The organism is Enterococcus gallinarum NBRC 100675 (assembly GCF_001544275.1).
Taxonomy (GTDB): domain Bacteria; phylum Bacillota; class Bacilli; order Lactobacillales; family Enterococcaceae; genus Enterococcus_D; species Enterococcus_D gallinarum.
On record NZ_BCQE01000028.1, the window covers coordinates 35,564 to 50,749 of the forward strand.

Sequence of the window (15,186 nt, forward strand, 5' to 3'; positions counted from 1 at the left end):
CCTTAATGCTACTTCGTTTCACATTTTAGTATAACAAAGAGCCACCAGATTTGTCTTTTTTGCAAACCACCGCGAATAGCTCTGAACGGATCTCCAATTGAATCGAATAGGGCTGTGTGTATTGCCGTATTTCTTACTCTTAGACCAATCGTTTGCGTAAACGCCCCGAAATAAAATCAATACAGGTAACTGTCAAAATAATACCAAGCAAAATGATGCCCACACGACTCCAAGACCGTGCATTGATAGCAAAAATCATCGGTGTACCAATCCCTCCTGCTCCCACTATTCCCAGAATCGATGCAGAGCGAACAGCTAATTCAAAACGATATAAAGTAAACGACAAAAATTCTGGAATCAACTGCGGTAAAGTCGCAAATCCTAAAACCGCCCAACGATTTCCGCCAGCACTCACAACAGATTCAGAAGGTCCCTGATCCATATTTTCGATCGCTTCACTATATAACTTGGCTAACATACCTATGGAGTGGACACTGACGGCTAAAACGCCCGCAAAAGATCCTGGACCAACAGTTTTAATAAACATGATGGCTAGAACAATCTCAGGAAACGTGCGAATCGCTGTTAAGATGACTTTTCCTGTGCCAGACAAGAATCTAGGTGTATTTTTGCTTCGAGCTGCCCAAAACGCAAAAGGAATACTTAATAAAGAAGAAATAAATGTACCAACAAAAGCGATGGCTACAGTTTCAATCATTAAACTGATCAAATCTTCTCCATCCCCGGTATAGACATAACTCCAATCCGGATGGATCAATCCGTAGAAAATTGCCCCTAAGATTTGACCAACGTTTTCTTTAATAGCAGCTAAGGGGATTCCTGAAAATGCCCAAATATAAATAGCAACCAGAACGAGCACGAAAAGCCATTTTCTTTTTTTCTGGGGTTCCGTTGGCAACATCATAGCAATCGCTCCCTTACTCTATTACTGATGGTATCTATAAGAAGAACAACGATAAAAATCGCCAAAACGATAATTGCCGTTTGGTCGTAGCGAAATTGACTCAATGACCGTTGCAAAAAGACACCGATTCCTCCCGCGCCGATATACCCTAAGATCGTTGAGGCGCGCACATTGATCTCAAAGGCGTACAAAAGATAACTCAAAAAATGACTCGTTACCTGCGGAAGTACTGCGTAACGGATAATCGCCAGTTTTGATCCCCCTGAAGCGGTGACAGCCTCGATCGGTCCCGCATCAATTGTTTCGATCGACTCATAAAATAATTTCGTAATCATCCCAAAAGAAAAGATGGAAATTGAAATCACACCAGCTACCGGACCAATACCGACAACTGCTACGAACAGCGCCGCCAACATCAAATCAGGAATCGTTCGTACAATATTCAAAAGAAAGCGAAAAATCCCCGATAACCAAGGAATTGTTAGGATATTTCTGGCTGCCAGCAAAGAAAAAGGCAAAGCAATGAGCGCCCCAAACGTTGTTCCGACAATTGCCATTTGAATGGTTTGAAGAAGAGGCTCTACAATGATCGTACTATACGACCAATCTGGTCGCAGCATTTTTATCAGTATCACGTTCATTTGATCCGCATTTTCAAAAAAACGGCGAAGATCGACTCCCGTAATCGATCCACTCAAAATCAAAACGAGCAAAAAAAGCACCAACCAGAGGATATTCTTCAATAGCCCACTTCGTTTAGGTAACAATTGAGTGGTCATTTTTCTGTGCCTCCTTGCTCTTCGATAATCTCACTGCCGTAGATTTCTTTTAATTTTCGGTCAGTGGCTTCGCTAACTGGACCATCAAAAACAAGGCGACCATCACGTAACCCAATGATCCGTGTACCATACTCTCGCGCTAATTGCACGGAATGCAAATTGACAACGATCGTAATCCCTAACTCTTGATTGATCCGCTTTAAATCACTCATGACCTTCTCCGTTGTCATAGGATCCAGAGAAGCTACCGGCTCATCCGCTAAAATGATTTTTGGTTCCTGAGTCAATGCCCGTGCAATCGAGACCCGTTGTTGCTGCCCACCAGACAATTGATCGGCTCTTGTATAAACTTTTTCGGCTAGATTTACTCTTTGTAGCGACTGATAAGCTAGTTCCTTATCCGCTTGCGGAAACAACCCCAAAAGCATCTGAAGAGTGGGGTGATAAGCGACTCTTCCAGTGAGAACATTCCTTAAGACACTCGAACGTTTTACCAAATTGAAACTTTGGAAAATCATGCCAATGTCTCGGCGAATCAAACGTAATTCTTTGCCCTTTGCTTTTGTAATGGAGCGATTATCGATCAAAATTTCGCCACTGGTGATTTCGTGCAAGCGGTTGATGGAACGCAGCATGGTTGATTTCCCCGCACCAGACAACCCAACAACGATCACAAACTCCCCTTGATCGATGTCAATATTCAAATCTTGTAACCCCAGCACACCGTTTGGATATTCTTTTGTCACATTTCTAAACGAAATGATCTTTTTATTTGCTAACGCCATGGTTCTCCTACTTTCTCTCATTAAACTACTTTTATAAAATTGAAAAGGGTATCTCTTGATACGATACCCTTTCTCTGCCGCTTATTGTCCTACTTGTTCTGCATATTCACGAACGATATCAAAATTACTGTCTTGGGAGACTACATAGCCTTCATGAGAGTAGATATCTGAAATGATTTGATGACCTTCTTCATCTTTACCAATTTCGATAAAGGCATCTTGGATTTTTTTGTCCCATTCCTCACTCATATCACTGCGAACACTAATGGTGTCATTCGGGATCGGTTCTGTGAAATACATAGGTTCCACGTCATTCATGATTTTAGGATAATCTTTTTTCACTGTATTTCGCGCATCTTCAAAAACGAAAGCCGCATCTACATCTCCGTTTAAGACAGCCAAAACTGCTTGGTCATGACCTTTGACTTGAACTGTCGTTACATCCTTATTGATGTCTATCCCTTCTTTTTGAAGTTCCGCAACTGGCCAAACATACCCAGCCGAAGAGGTCACATCTTGTGTAGCGATCGTTTTCCCTTTCAAATCAGCCAACTCCTTGATATCGCTGCCGCTCTTGACAACAACCATTGATCGATAGCTATCCACCAATTCATCTGTCGCTTCACCACCAGGCTGTTTGATCCCATATCGTTGTGCCTGCAACAATACTTTTACATTGCTTTGTTCATGAGCCAAAACATAAGCATTCGGAGGCAAAAAGCCCACATCCACTTGCTTAGAAGCCATTGCTTCGACGATCGTATTGTAATCTGTTGAAACACTTACAGTAACTGGAATTCCTAGTTTATCACTTAACAGCTTTTCAAGCGGTTTTGCTTTAGCTTCTAACGTTTCTGCTGCTTGCGAGGGTACAAATTGAACTGTCAACTTTTCTGGAACATATTGTTCCTCTGCACTCGAACTAGATTCTCCAGCTCCGCAAGCTGCTAATGCCCATCCAGTTGCTAATCCTAATCCAACGATTCCTACCTTTTTCCAAAGCTTCATTCTTCTTCTCCTTTGTGTTAAAAATTAGAACAACCAATTAACGAACTTTACCTTTTTGATTATAGAAAAACGTACATTTAATTACAACTATTTTTCGCTATAAATGGGTATTTTTTTAGTAAAACCAATCTAATCACGAACATTATCTTGTATACCTTTTCTCAATCAAAGAGTATTTCACAGTCTGTCAATTGCTTTGCTCTACTTTAAAAAGAGTACCAAAGCAATTTATTGTTTGTATTTACAACACGTAAAGTTTCTGTTAACCCTCTCGGAGGTAGTTGTGATCTATTGGACATGATATTAATCAGGAAATTCTCTACTTTTGAGGCTACAATTCTCTCCCCCACATCTACCGGTAACTAGTTTGACCAAGATTACCAAAACAAAAGTTTGAAGAGACAGATCGAAAAGACGATCGCCTATTCTTCCCCGGGCTTACAACAGCAGTCTTTCAAGTGCAAAAAACTCATGGCTGTCGGATCCTCACATCCAACACCACCATGAGTTTATTTTTAACTAAATTATCTCCATTCTTTCAACAACACGGTCTCATCATTTACAAACTCCCCAGTTGCAACAAATCCAAAACCTTCGTACATCTGTTTAGCGATCGTATTTTCCTTAACGGAAGAAATTCGTAGTTCTTTCGCTTGGATCGTCTGTCGGAACCACTCAATCGCTGCTTCCATCGCCTGTGAGCCATATCCTTTTTGCTGAAAGCGATGATCAATCATAAAACGCTCGATCCACCATGATTCTTTTGCATAATCTTCATCCGCTTCGTAATAACTAAACAATAAGAAACCGATCATTTCTTCTTGATGATAAATCGCAAAAGCCTGCCGAGATTCTTCATATGCAGCTTCCAGCAAAGAGTACCAATTAGGTGCAACGAATTTTTCTTGTTCTTTGGTTGTTTTTAATTCAATACAGCCACGATAATTCTCTTTTGTGATTGGTTTTAGCCGGATCATTTCAGACCTCCTCTAATTAAATCGCTTTCAAATAAACCGAATAAAAAAAGATGACTTACTAAGGATATAGTAAATCATCTAACTGTATTTATTAAGCTTCTTGCGCTACTGGGTATACAGAAACTTGCTTTTTGTCGCGGCCTTTACGTTCGAAACGAACAACACCGTCAACTTTTGCAAATAATGTATCATCTCCACCGATACCTACGTTTACTCCTGGGTAAATTTTAGTACCGCGTTGGCGATAAAGGATTGATCCACCTGAAACAGTTTGACCATCAGCACGTTTAGCACCTAAACGTTTTGATTGAGAGTCGCGTCCGTTAGAAGTAGAACCGCCACCTTTTTTGTGAGCGAAGAATTGCAAATTCATTTTCATCAACATGAGATGCACCTCCTAGTTTTCTTTGATTGTTTTGATTTGGATATAATCGCTGTATTCTTCTTGAACAGATTGCAGACCAATCAATAGATTCTCTAAAAGAATCTGAGAGATATTCGACTGCTCTTGGGTCAAACGAGGAACAAGTTTAACAAGAAGGTAGCCACCTTCTTCATTGTTCGCTTCAACGATTGGTGTTACACCAGCCAAAGCATCGATCCCATTTACCGCACTGATCGCTAATGCTGAAGCAGCTGCGCAGACGATGTCTTTGCCATATTCTCCTGCTTGCGCGTGACCGGTAAGTTCAAAAGAAACAATCCGACCAGAGTCATTACGCTTGAATGTCCCTTTGATCATATTCGTTACCCTACTTTTCGTAAGAATTATACATTGATTGCGTCAATAACAACTTTTGTGTAAGGTTGACGGTGACCTTGTTTGCGGTGTGAATGTTTTTTAGGTTTGTATTTGAAAGTTACGACTTTCTTTTGTTTGCCGTGTTTTTCTACAGTTCCTTCAACAGTTGCACCAGCAACGATTGGGGCACCTACTTTTGTTGATTCGCCACCTACTAAGATCACTTCATCAAAAGTAACTTTTTGTCCAGCTTCTACATCTAATTTTTCAACATAGATTGCTTGACCCACTTCAACTTTTACTTGTTTACCACCAGTTTTGATAATTGCGTACATGCTCTAAAGCACCTCCTTCTATTATACTTAGACTCGCCATCCCAAGTGACTTTCGTACTTAATAACTTGTTCTGTGCGGTTGTAGCTGTGGAGTCCACAATTACAACAGATTAACTTTATCAAAATGTTTCCGTAAAGTCAATGAAAAATAAGGATTTGTATGTGTCTGTATTTTACCCGGACACTTTTTCTGAAGAAGAAAAATTAAATTAACATTAAAACAAACTTCTGGCAGTTTGTTTTTTGATCGTTATTTTATTTTTGTTTTTGTTATTTATAATGCGTCGTCTATCTCTTCGAAAATAGTCATTCTTTCGATAGATGAAAAAATCGAATCAAAAAATAATAAAAAATAGTATTGACAAATAAGCTTTTCAAGTATAAACTCTTCAATATAAATTATCATTAAAACAAAACTTTTGACAAATCGATGTGATGGACGAATGGTTCCATCACCTTTTTTTGTCTCGCTTTTGTTATCTTTATTTCTACACCCTTTTTAATCGTTTGTCAATTCTTTTCTAAAAAATAATATGGCAGAATAAATTAAATTTTTTATTGTATCGCAAGAAATTTTCTTTTATACTGGTGTTGTAAAGAGCCATCACTCTTTACAACACTTTTTTTCAAGATCGAGAGATCTTTTTTCACGATTCCCTCCTAGATTTTGTCTAGGGGGGTTCCTCTTTTCAGCCAATTGACATACTCTTTGACTGCTCCTCGATCGGTTTGAAGACGCACTTCTCCCTTAGTTATACCCGTTTCTGTTTCTTCATCTGCCTGTTCAAGCCCACACAACGGTTGACGTTTTAGCCGTTCATCTAACGCAAAGGCTTCTTGCCATTCTTGCAAGAAAATGGATTTGATCGTTTGATTTTTCTCTGAGGCAATCAATTGAATCATTCCTTCTAATCCTCGTCCCCAGTACTTCCCTTGATTCTTCATCCGATACGTAAAACTTCGATGACGGCTTTCCATGATCCCGATCCCTTGTTTTTTCTTTGGCAGATTCCGTAGATGATACGGTTTCAGATACGGCCAATTCCGATACAAATAGCCTTTGAGCTTCGTATAATGGTACAACTGTTCCTGCGTTTCGCAACAACTCTCCAATGTTGTTAACAACACATCTCGTTTTCGTGGATCATAGGCATTGATCGCCTCTTGAAACGAATTGATCAATTCTGTTTTAAAGACACGCTGAATCAATTTTTGGGTCACATGATACCGATCGATAAAATAGTCAAATCCGCCAATTTTTACCGGCAATAATTCTTGGATCTTCCTTTTCGTGAATCCTTTTCCCCCATCTGTATTTGCGACGACGATCGTTTCTTTTAGATCATACGTTTGATACAAATAATCTTTGACCTGGTGAGCTGCCTCGGCATAACTGGACGAAATAATCGTTCGCGCATGTTTTAAACGAGGAATGGCTTGAAGCCCTGTTTCTTCTATTCCCTCATGAATCACAAAATGGCTTAATTCTTTCTTTTTCCCATTCCCTTGTTTCTTTTTCCGTCCCCTGTTAACTAGTCCTTTTTCATTCACAAGTACGCCATCACCTTCTATGAATAGATACGGCACCTTACGATTTCCCGCTTCCCCATATTCTCGTTGATAGGAAAAGTAGTGCTCGGCTTTTTCTCCAAACAATTGGACGGCTTTTCCTACGGTATCTTTTGAACACGAAATGACCGTAAAATCTTCAATGATCGTTGACACTTTTCGGTAAGGGCAATCTTTACTAGCTTTCACCATCGCAAAAGATACACCAGGGGAATAGCGATCATAGGCAGAAACGCCTAACCATTCGTCTACTGGATAAATAATTTCGCCTTCTTTTTTCCACGGTGTTCGTTCATAGGTCATCGACCCGAATAAAAAATGAATCGTCCGCTCCGCTTTCTTTTCTGGCTGATACCCATGGGCTAGATAATACGATCGTTGGCTATTCTCCTTATATTTTATGTATTGCTGGAAATAATACCCAATGAATGTATTCATCAAAAGTTGAAGTTGGCGTTCTTTTTCGATCTGATCCATCGTCTCATGCGCCAAAATCTGATCCATTTGTTGGAAATATGTGTCCATCTTTTCTTTACTCCTCCGTTTTACCTGTCAGTTGTCTGTAAATTTCTTACTCGGTTCTGTAGTACATCGATCGCAGCTTCTAAAAACATTCGTTCATTCATAAAACCAATTGATTGACCCGCTTTGCGTCTCCTTTCGGCTGTTTCCCATTTCGTTGATCGTCGATCAGAAAATAAGGTTGGGCGACTGGTACCGATGACCAGCTGCGTCGTCTGACTGGTGACCATGTTTTGCGTATGCCCACCAAGGGCAACCACCAACGCTTGGGCTTGTTCACGAGTCAGACTTGATAATGTTCCAGTAAACACCATCCACTCTTGATTCATTAAATGCTCCCTCCATTGTTTAACGAGCCTTTTCGATGCGGTTTCTTCCATGTCCATCCTTGTTTTTTCAGTTCTTTTTCAGATACCACCACACGTTCTAAAGACGAATCAATGCTTAAAACCACCGTATGCTCATTCAATCGTTCGACTTTTCCAGTGACTCGTTCTCCGTGAACCGTCTTGGCAGTAATGACTTGCCCAATACACAATGCCTTCATATCTTATCCTCGCTTTCTCGTAAAGGAATGTTTGTCTAATATTTTTTCTTCTAGCATAAAAGAAAATGATTGTCAGTTTCAATCATTTCTTCTACTTGTTTTCCCCTCCTAATTCTCGAATGATCGCACTGAGAAATGCAGAGGCATTTCCCTCGCCATATTGATTTTTGAATCCAGCTTGAAGAGCTAGTTCGTTTAACAATTCACGTTCTTTCGGATACAAAGAAAAAAGATACCGTTCTTTTTTCTCCTTCTTTTTTAGTTCTTCCAAAGGAACCGATAAACGACCCATGCGTAGATTATCCACGCTCTGTGCAGCGGGTTCATGTACCGATCGTTTTTTCTTCTTTTCCTGCATCTCTTGTTGGATCTTTACAAATTGATTCATTTCGTTTTCCTCCTATAGTCTCTATTTTTTAGTATAGATTTTACATTTTCAAGTATATAATTCAAGTATATAATTCAAGTATATAATTCAAGTATATAATTCAAGTATATAATTCAAGTATATAATTCAAGTATATAATTCAAGTATATAATTCAAGTATATAATTCAAGTATATAATTCAAGTATATAATTCAAGTATATAATTCAAGTATATAATTCAAGTATATGGCAAGCCTCGCTATCGCTGGCTTGCCAATCCGTCAACCTTTGCTTTGATGGCTTCTAATACGCGCAGGGTCTCTTCTCGAAACATACGGTACTTCTCTTGCTGATACTTCGCTTCATCAAACAAATCCAGCACGGTCTTTCGTTGTAATCCTGCTTCATCAAATGCCGTTCGATCTTGGAAATAGCCTAAAAAGCTAGGAATTTCTTCCATCACCTGCTTGAACTGACGAGAAACATCCGTATTATGTGCCACCTTATTCCCTACAAACATCACTTCTGCCCGTACATAACTCTCTCCTGTAAACAAATCCCGCAGCTCATTTGCTAACCAGGAAACATGTTCTTCTAGGTTCATCAATGCTTCAAAACCATCTGAACTTGGATCTGACACACCGATAATCAGATCTGACGCAACCAATAGGTTATTCGTAATCAAATTACTATCGTTTCGTGTATCAATGACCACATACTCATAATTTCCAAAGGTCTCATGCTGCCGCACATAGCCCGCAAAGACCAGGGTATTATTGAGCCTTGAAACCAATTCGGTGTTCACTTCTTCTAGTTCAGGCGTACCACAAACTACATCTAATCCTTCTCGTACAGCCATAGGAAAGAGTTCTTGTTTTCGAAACAATCGGGCAAAGGTTGCTTTTTCCTCAATGGTTGAGGTAAAACGCTTTGTCGCATTCCCGCTTTCATCGGCATCAATCAAACATGTATTTCCAAACATTGAAAGATACACTGCTAACATACAAGAGACGCTTGTTTTTCCTGTGCCGCCTTTTTTATTGTTTACTGTGATAAATTTTGTCATCGGGTTTCCCTCTCTTTATTATTGATATTCTAGACTTTCTTTTTGCCTAAATTGTTTTCCTTCTCGCACACCTTCCTGAAATACTATTAAGTCTTTTATTTTGTGAGACGTGTCCTTTCCTGGTACTAGCGATAATTCATCAAACTCTTTTTGTACATATTTTGGTACTTGTAACGCTAATTCATATCCGTTTGTTTTTACTTGTTCCCAGAATTGTTCCTGCAATCCAACAAGATATCCTTGAATATAATCTTGCTTTAATTGCCATTTCCGCTTTCTTTTTCGCTTGATTTCTGGCTGTTGCATGAATCTCCTTACACAATACGCAATGCTTCCCTTTGCATAATGAAACGTAATATCCGCAATTTCTACATCTGATTTTGTTCCTAAAAAATGCAACTCAACGGGGGTACCTGCTACATAATAATATTTCACTCGAAAATTCGAAGAAATAACTCTTGCTAAACGATATACCCATTTTTGTGGTTTTCCTTGATAGACAACACGATCCACCACTTGCCCTTCAAAAGAAGCTTGCTTATAGTCAAAGACTTCCTCTTCAGAGATTCCATAACTCAACATTAATTCTTGAGCCTTCGCTAATGCACTCATAGATTCTTCGTCATTCGCATCGTTAGCTAACGCTAACAGTTTTTGAATCTTCATAAAGCGTTTATCCTTCACTTTTTTTCTCCAATCTCTTTTCCTCCAATCTCTTCTGCAGCTCTCTATAGGAAGTTAGCACTTCCTGATATTCTTCTTCAGTGAGCCGCTGATTCCACAAACCATGAAACCAAGCACTAGATATCCTTCCAAATTCTTCCTTCAATGCAACAAAACAGTCCTCATAGGTATATGGTTTTGGCAATCTGTCATACGCTGCTTTTTTCTTACGATCAACTACAACTAAATCATGACCAAATCCACCGTAAACAAGTTCGTGTGTAAAATGATATGCTGGATACATGCGATTACATGTTTTGATTGCTTCCTGCACTTCCTCAATCAAGTAATCATCTAAACAAAAACGAGCGGAATATGTCGACACTTGAGCCATTTTATCGAAAACGGACAACTCATTTACCAGCTGTACAGCGGTGATTTTTCTCATTTTGTGTTCCCCTTCTTTCTCTTTGATCTTCTTATAGAAAGTGTCCTCACTTTTGAACCGAGTGTCGACACTTTTTCGTTAATCCTACATCAAAATTCGCCGCCTCTTGTGCAATCAAAAGATCTAATGCATGAGCAAGGATCTTGCTTTCTGAAAGTACATATTTCTTTGATAATCGTTGAAGCGCCACTTGTTGTGTGGGATTAAGGGTGGTCACCCCTCGCTTATTTTCTTTTTTTATTGCCAATGGTTCCGCTTCCTCTCTTTTACCAAAAATAGTAAAACAAAAACCAAATCCCTACGAACAAACCGATGGTCATCATCCATCGAATGCCTTTGCGGATCCGATACCGCAATCGACCTAAAAACAAACAGCGAATCATTGTTACGCCAACTCCAGAAAAACAAAGCGTCATCAATCGCTCAATTGCTTCTTGTTTCATGTGCTTTCCTCCTCAACACTCGTTTTTTTCTTGCTTGTAGATAACCAAATGACCGATAGGCTCTCATTTTGCTTTTATAGCCATAGCCTTGGGCATCATCGATAATTTCCCCTGTATTCACATCAATAATGACAAAGCGTGCTTCGCCCTTACATGAGAGGGCTGGAAAACAGACTGCTTTATACGGTGGAATCATACCTCTCCCCCCATTCTTTCTTTGATTGTTTATACAAATACTCGTCCCAGGCAAAAAACAAACATGCACTCAATCCACTACTAATGCCTAATTGAAAAAGAACGGGCAAAAATTGCATACTCATTCCCAATAAAAACAAAACTATTCCTAAGCGTTGATTCATCTTGCATTCTCCTCCTTCGTGTATTAGACTAATCACATAAACTAAATCTCTTTTATAAATTCCTTTCACAAGCCCTTGTTTTTACAAGGGCTCTTGTGTTGCCCCCTAGGCTTTTTCTTTCTTCTGTTGGTTCACTAACGCCAACATATCTGTCAATAGCCCAGCCCCTTCAAATTCATTCGCAACAGCCAATGCTGCTTCTACATAGTATAAAAATGCCTCGCCAAGAATCGTTAAAGACAAAGAAACGATAGGAAATCCAGTTAACGCCTCTGCTGTAGAGCCGTACGTAATCTCCAAACAAACATCTAACGTTCCTGTTTCTTCTTCCTGGAAAACCAATGCACTTTTGACCTGATTTCCTTTGATTTGAAGCTGTTCGAGCCATTCTCCAAATGCCTCCGCTGTTTGAATCCCTAGTTGTACTTCTTCGATCATGTTGTTTTCCTCCCTCGATTTGTTTTTATAGACATCAGCTGCTATTACTCTCCCAGTTCGTCTATGCGTTCAAAATCAAATGTGCCTTTGATTTGTCGATACCGTGCCCCACAATGTTCACATGCCCAAATAAACGTCTTTTGAAAATGTGGCGCTCCGCAAGGCAACCGTCGATAATGCACGATATGTTTGGCCAATTTCCCGCAATCACATCTTACATACGTCGGTGGCCAACTCGCATGAGCCATCGTATGGAATGGCACGTAATAGCTGTTGTAACAAGCCCGATTGGTTGATTGATACATGTTCTTCACTCTCTTTCATTTACTCTTGATAAACCCGTCAAATAATCGATGGTATAGCCTTCTTGTCTGTTGTGAATATACACATTCAATGAAATCGCCGTATCTTCAATACTTTGTGCTTCTATTTGTATCCCTCGTGCGACCAATTCTTCCCCTTGAAAGTCAAGTGTGACACGATAACGAACATGATTCCCTGTTTTTCGTAAATACTCAGCGACTTTATTTTCAATGTCAACCATGGCAGGCGTGTTAAAAGAACGCGTGCCTGTCATCAAATTTTTCGGGTTATTGTTCTCACCTGTTAACTGAAATCCGATCAAATGACAGCGATTATAGAGATAGTCCCCATTCGACATTTTCTTTTGTTTCCAGCCGGTAGGCTTGATAAATAACCGCTCTCTTTCTTCTGTTGGCATCATGTCTCTATGCAACAAAGCGTTTGCCTCTCCTACACGGTTGAATGGATCTAAATCCGAGAAGGTTTGCCAGGTGCCCTTTTCTAAAGACAAATCGTCCGATGAAAAACTCGGCTGATTATGATTGATCGTTTCTATTTGTGACGAGCCATTGCCTACAGGAACCTCTTGCGCGGACTTGTCAGTAAACATTTGTATGACTTCATGAACTACTTCGCTTAATTCTGAGGGTGGTTGATTCCATTTCGAACCAACCACAACCACTCCAACAAGGACTAGAAATCCCCAGAATCCCGTTCTTCGTTTTCGCATGCTTTCCTCCATTTCTTCTTAACCATGAATCATTGATACACTGTTTATCGGACGTTCTCCTGTTTGTTTGGCAATAAGTAACGGCAAGATCTGTTGGAGCCATTGTTGATTAGGGACTTGATCCAAAAAGTTCCCGATAGTGCTTAGAATAAGTGTATCTGACAGCTGTTCCACTAAATAAACCGATTGGAAAGGACTTAACCTCGCAACATAATTCACAATATTTTCATTTGTTTGTTCAAAAGATCCTAAATATTCCTTGGTCGTTCGATCGTAACAATCAACGATAGGCTTTGTTTTTGACATTGGCTTTCTCTCCCATTCATAAATCATTTTCCCTTTCGGGCAAGGGGCTTACGCCCCTTAACAATATCCGGCAAGTTGATCAAAGAAGAATTCGGCATCAAAAGTGGCTTTCGACTTTGCGGCAGCTGAAACAAATCCCCAAAACTTTTCTTCTAACCAAGAATGGCTAAAGAAGAAATCAGGCGTTATTTCTTCTAACTCTTCTTGCGTATTGGCATAATAGACATTTAGCATTAAGTCGTATTGTCCGTTCATTTTAGTATAAATGAGTTCAGTAGAAACGGTCTTTTCTTCAGCTATTGTGTTTAGCCATTGTTCAAAGATTTCTGGACGATCGATTGCTCGAATATCCCAGTTTAATAATTGTTCTTTTGTTAGTGTCTGTAACATTGTATTTTCCTCCTTTACGTTCGCCTCAGCGGGAAAAGCAATGTTTCCCACTGAGGAATCAAACTTATTGTTGTTCTGCTCGTTCTTTGGTTTTTGCTTTTGGTTCCAACAAACTGAAGGTTTCAACGACTACTTCTATCACATAAATTCGTGCCCCTGTAGTATCTTCATAATTACGCGTTTGTAATCGACCACTGACTCCGATCAAACTTCCTTTTGTGACATGATCCGCAAGTGTTTCCGCTTTTTTATTCCAGATCACGCAAGGAATAAAATCCGCTTCTCGTTCGCCTTGATCATTCGTAAAATTTCGATTCACTGCAAGCGTAAAATTCGCGACTGCTTTCCCGGTTGACGTGTAGCGAAAGTTTGGTTCTTTTGTTAGTCTGCCAATTAAATTTGTGTTGTTCATCATGTGAAATCTCTCCTTAAAATATTTTTTATTTTGAACTAAGAGGGAAAGATCCCTCTTAGTAGTAACTACTTTCATAAACAGGTTTTCCATCATAGCGGTAAAAGGTGTCCCAACTGCGATTGCCATAGAGTTCATTTGGATGATTCGGGTTGATTCGTTTTCTAACAATGCTGTTTTTTGTTCTTGCGAGCGGATAATCAATAAACTCATTTGGTATGGGCGCAGTCGTTCCACTCATTGAGGTATGAATATCTATCGTTTGTTTCTTAACAGGTCTGAACCAAGCCGTTTTTTCCGTTAATTTCACAATCTGCCAGAAAGTAACATTGGTTTGTTCATAGCCCCAGGAGCTATAAAAGATGTCTCCGACTTGGTACGAGGTGTTTTTTGTTTGTGTAATCATAGTTGACTCCTCCTAAAAATAAATTTTTTTGTTTTCTTCGAGAGTTGCGCCTTTCCCCTCCTACCTTTTCGGTGGAGTAAGTTGGCTGGGGTGTTAGGGGCAAAGCCCCTAAGGTCTTGATTTGAGTGACTTTCATAGTCAGCTGAGAGATCAAGAAAAAGTATTCTGTTGTCAAAGATCAAAAGTGAAAATTCTGATTAGATTTTCTTTTCGTGCGTCGGTCGTTTGGCATAACCGGCTCGAAACCATGTTCTGACTGCTGGAAAGGGGCAGCGAAAAAATGAAAAAAATCGTGGGTTTCTATTTTTTTCATTTTTGGTTCAAAATTTTGTTAAAATTTTGACGCTGATACATTTTACCCTTGAAAGCAGGCAGGTTATGGTTTAGGTTATACTAGCCAAATGACTGATGCATGAATTAGAAAATCTTCTGAGTTTTCGCTTCTTTGACAACAGAATCTCTTGATTCTATTTACAGCTGGAAAGTCACTCAAATTCGGACGCTTAGGCGGCCGATATCGACGGCTACGTCGAAAGTCATTTAGGCCATCGAGCAGCGATGGCTTCCTTTCTGTTCAATGCATTCTCCTGTACAAAAAAAGAAAACAAGATCAGGGTTCCGTAAGAGCGGCGGCGGTGGTTGGAGCGATGAAGGAACCCGACAAAT

The 15,186-nt window shown here is 39.7% G+C and carries 25 protein-coding genes, 1 pseudogene and 1 other annotated feature; all 26 genes and pseudogenes read right to left on the reverse strand.

Features of this window, described 5'->3' with window-relative positions:
- Positions 1–139: 139 nt before the first annotated feature.
- The 26 genes and pseudogenes from phnE (EG2_RS14385) to EG2_RS19755 all read right to left on the reverse strand — a co-directional run bounded on the left by phnE (EG2_RS14385) (position 140) and on the right by EG2_RS19755 (position 14,520).
- Complete coding sequence (phnE, locus tag EG2_RS14385; RefSeq protein ID WP_172461443.1) at positions 140–925, reverse strand: phosphonate ABC transporter, permease protein PhnE; 786 nt, start codon at positions 923–925, stop codon at positions 140–142.
- Positions 922–1,704, reverse strand: coding sequence for a phosphonate ABC transporter, permease protein PhnE (gene phnE, locus EG2_RS14390; protein ID WP_060815167.1), 783 nt, complete (start codon positions 1,702–1,704; stop codon positions 922–924). Before phnE (EG2_RS14390) ends, phnE (EG2_RS14385) begins: the two co-directional genes overlap by 4 nt.
- On the reverse strand, positions 1,701–2,489 hold the full coding sequence (phnC, locus tag EG2_RS14395) for a phosphonate ABC transporter ATP-binding protein (RefSeq protein WP_060815168.1): 789 nt from the start codon (positions 2,487–2,489) through the stop codon (positions 1,701–1,703). Before phnC ends, phnE (EG2_RS14390) begins: the two co-directional genes overlap by 4 nt.
- Positions 2,490–2,570: 81 nt before the next feature.
- On the reverse strand, positions 2,571–3,497 hold the full coding sequence (locus EG2_RS14400) for a phosphate/phosphite/phosphonate ABC transporter substrate-binding protein (RefSeq protein ID WP_060815169.1): 927 nt from the start codon (positions 3,495–3,497) through the stop codon (positions 2,571–2,573).
- 524 nt (positions 3,498–4,021) lie between these two features.
- Positions 4,022–4,474 (reverse strand): GNAT family N-acetyltransferase, encoded by a 453-nt coding sequence (locus tag EG2_RS14405; RefSeq protein WP_060815170.1) that lies wholly within the window; start codon positions 4,472–4,474, stop codon positions 4,022–4,024.
- Between the two features lie 91 nt (positions 4,475–4,565).
- Positions 4,566–4,859: a 50S ribosomal protein L27 gene (gene rpmA / locus EG2_RS14410; protein WP_003126181.1), complete on the reverse strand. Its 294-nt coding sequence runs from the start codon at positions 4,857–4,859 to the stop codon at positions 4,566–4,568.
- Positions 4,860–4,871: 12 nt separating this feature from the next.
- Complete coding sequence (locus tag EG2_RS14415) at positions 4,872–5,216, reverse strand: ribosomal-processing cysteine protease Prp (protein WP_003126178.1); 345 nt, start codon at positions 5,214–5,216, stop codon at positions 4,872–4,874.
- Between the two features lie 26 nt (positions 5,217–5,242).
- The gene (rplU, locus tag EG2_RS14420) at positions 5,243–5,551 is read right to left on the reverse strand and encodes a 50S ribosomal protein L21 (protein WP_060815171.1); all 309 of its coding nucleotides are present in this window, start codon (positions 5,549–5,551) and stop codon (positions 5,243–5,245) included.
- Positions 5,552–5,570: 19 nt separating this feature from the next.
- Positions 5,571–5,642: a sequence feature (ribosomal protein L21 leader region), on the reverse strand.
- A 569-nt stretch (positions 5,643–6,211) separates the two neighbouring features.
- The gene (locus tag EG2_RS14425; protein WP_060815172.1) at positions 6,212–7,645 is read right to left on the reverse strand and encodes an ISLre2 family transposase; all 1,434 of its coding nucleotides are present in this window, start codon (positions 7,643–7,645) and stop codon (positions 6,212–6,214) included.
- 20 nt (positions 7,646–7,665) lie between these two features.
- Positions 7,666–7,971, reverse strand: coding sequence for a BRCT domain-containing protein (locus EG2_RS14430; RefSeq protein WP_060815173.1), 306 nt, complete (start codon positions 7,969–7,971; stop codon positions 7,666–7,668).
- A complete protein-coding gene (locus tag EG2_RS18910) occupies positions 7,971–8,189 on the reverse strand; it encodes a hypothetical protein (RefSeq protein WP_060815174.1) in 219 nt (72 codons plus the stop codon). Before EG2_RS18910 ends, EG2_RS14430 begins: the two co-directional genes overlap by 1 nt.
- A gap of 91 nt (positions 8,190–8,280) precedes the next feature.
- Positions 8,281–8,577, reverse strand: coding sequence for a hypothetical protein (locus EG2_RS14440; RefSeq protein ID WP_060815175.1), 297 nt, complete (start codon positions 8,575–8,577; stop codon positions 8,281–8,283).
- A gap of 238 nt (positions 8,578–8,815) precedes the next feature.
- Positions 8,816–9,622 (reverse strand): ParA family protein, encoded by an 807-nt coding sequence (locus EG2_RS14445; protein WP_071870164.1) that lies wholly within the window; start codon positions 9,620–9,622, stop codon positions 8,816–8,818.
- Between the two features lie 18 nt (positions 9,623–9,640).
- A complete protein-coding gene (locus EG2_RS14450) occupies positions 9,641–10,306 on the reverse strand; it encodes a DUF2786 domain-containing protein (RefSeq protein ID WP_060815176.1) in 666 nt (221 codons plus the stop codon).
- Positions 10,296–10,733, reverse strand: a complete 438-nt coding sequence (locus EG2_RS14455; RefSeq protein ID WP_060815177.1) for a hypothetical protein — start codon at positions 10,731–10,733, stop codon at positions 10,296–10,298. Before EG2_RS14455 ends, EG2_RS14450 begins: the two co-directional genes overlap by 11 nt.
- A 46-nt stretch (positions 10,734–10,779) precedes the next feature.
- Entirely contained in the window at positions 10,780–10,980 is a 201-nt protein-coding gene (locus tag EG2_RS14460) for a hypothetical protein (RefSeq protein ID WP_071870163.1), read from the reverse strand.
- Positions 10,981–10,999: 19 nt separating this feature from the next.
- Complete coding sequence (locus EG2_RS18915) at positions 11,000–11,176, reverse strand: hypothetical protein (RefSeq protein ID WP_156424245.1); 177 nt, start codon at positions 11,174–11,176, stop codon at positions 11,000–11,002.
- A complete protein-coding gene (locus EG2_RS14465) occupies positions 11,157–11,372 on the reverse strand; it encodes a hypothetical protein (RefSeq protein ID WP_060815179.1) in 216 nt (71 codons plus the stop codon). Before EG2_RS14465 ends, EG2_RS18915 begins: the two co-directional genes overlap by 20 nt.
- A complete protein-coding gene (locus tag EG2_RS14470; protein ID WP_060815180.1) occupies positions 11,356–11,535 on the reverse strand; it encodes a hypothetical protein in 180 nt (59 codons plus the stop codon). Before EG2_RS14470 ends, EG2_RS14465 begins: the two co-directional genes overlap by 17 nt.
- A 105-nt stretch (positions 11,536–11,640) precedes the next feature.
- A complete protein-coding gene (locus EG2_RS14475; RefSeq protein WP_060815181.1) occupies positions 11,641–11,973 on the reverse strand; it encodes a hypothetical protein in 333 nt (110 codons plus the stop codon).
- 44 nt (positions 11,974–12,017) lie between these two features.
- Entirely contained in the window at positions 12,018–12,278 is a 261-nt protein-coding gene (locus tag EG2_RS14480; protein ID WP_060815182.1) for a hypothetical protein, read from the reverse strand.
- A gap of 5 nt (positions 12,279–12,283) precedes the next feature.
- Positions 12,284–13,006 carry a DNA/RNA non-specific endonuclease gene (locus tag EG2_RS14485; RefSeq protein WP_060815183.1) on the reverse strand — a complete coding sequence of 241 codons (723 nt, stop codon included), beginning with the start codon at positions 13,004–13,006 and terminating at the stop codon, positions 12,284–12,286.
- Positions 13,007–13,024: 18 nt separating this feature from the next.
- Positions 13,025–13,312: a hypothetical protein gene (locus EG2_RS14490; protein WP_060815184.1), complete on the reverse strand. Its 288-nt coding sequence runs from the start codon at positions 13,310–13,312 to the stop codon at positions 13,025–13,027.
- Between the two features lie 57 nt (positions 13,313–13,369).
- Positions 13,370–13,702 (reverse strand): hypothetical protein, encoded by a 333-nt coding sequence (locus tag EG2_RS14495; protein ID WP_060815185.1) that lies wholly within the window; start codon positions 13,700–13,702, stop codon positions 13,370–13,372.
- Between the two features lie 79 nt (positions 13,703–13,781).
- Positions 13,782–14,117: pseudogene (gene ssb / locus EG2_RS14500) on the reverse strand (single-stranded DNA-binding protein); the annotation flags it as partial.
- Between the two features lie 55 nt (positions 14,118–14,172).
- A complete protein-coding gene (locus tag EG2_RS19755; protein WP_060815187.1) occupies positions 14,173–14,520 on the reverse strand; it encodes a hypothetical protein in 348 nt (115 codons plus the stop codon).
- Positions 14,521–15,186 lie beyond the last annotated feature (666 nt).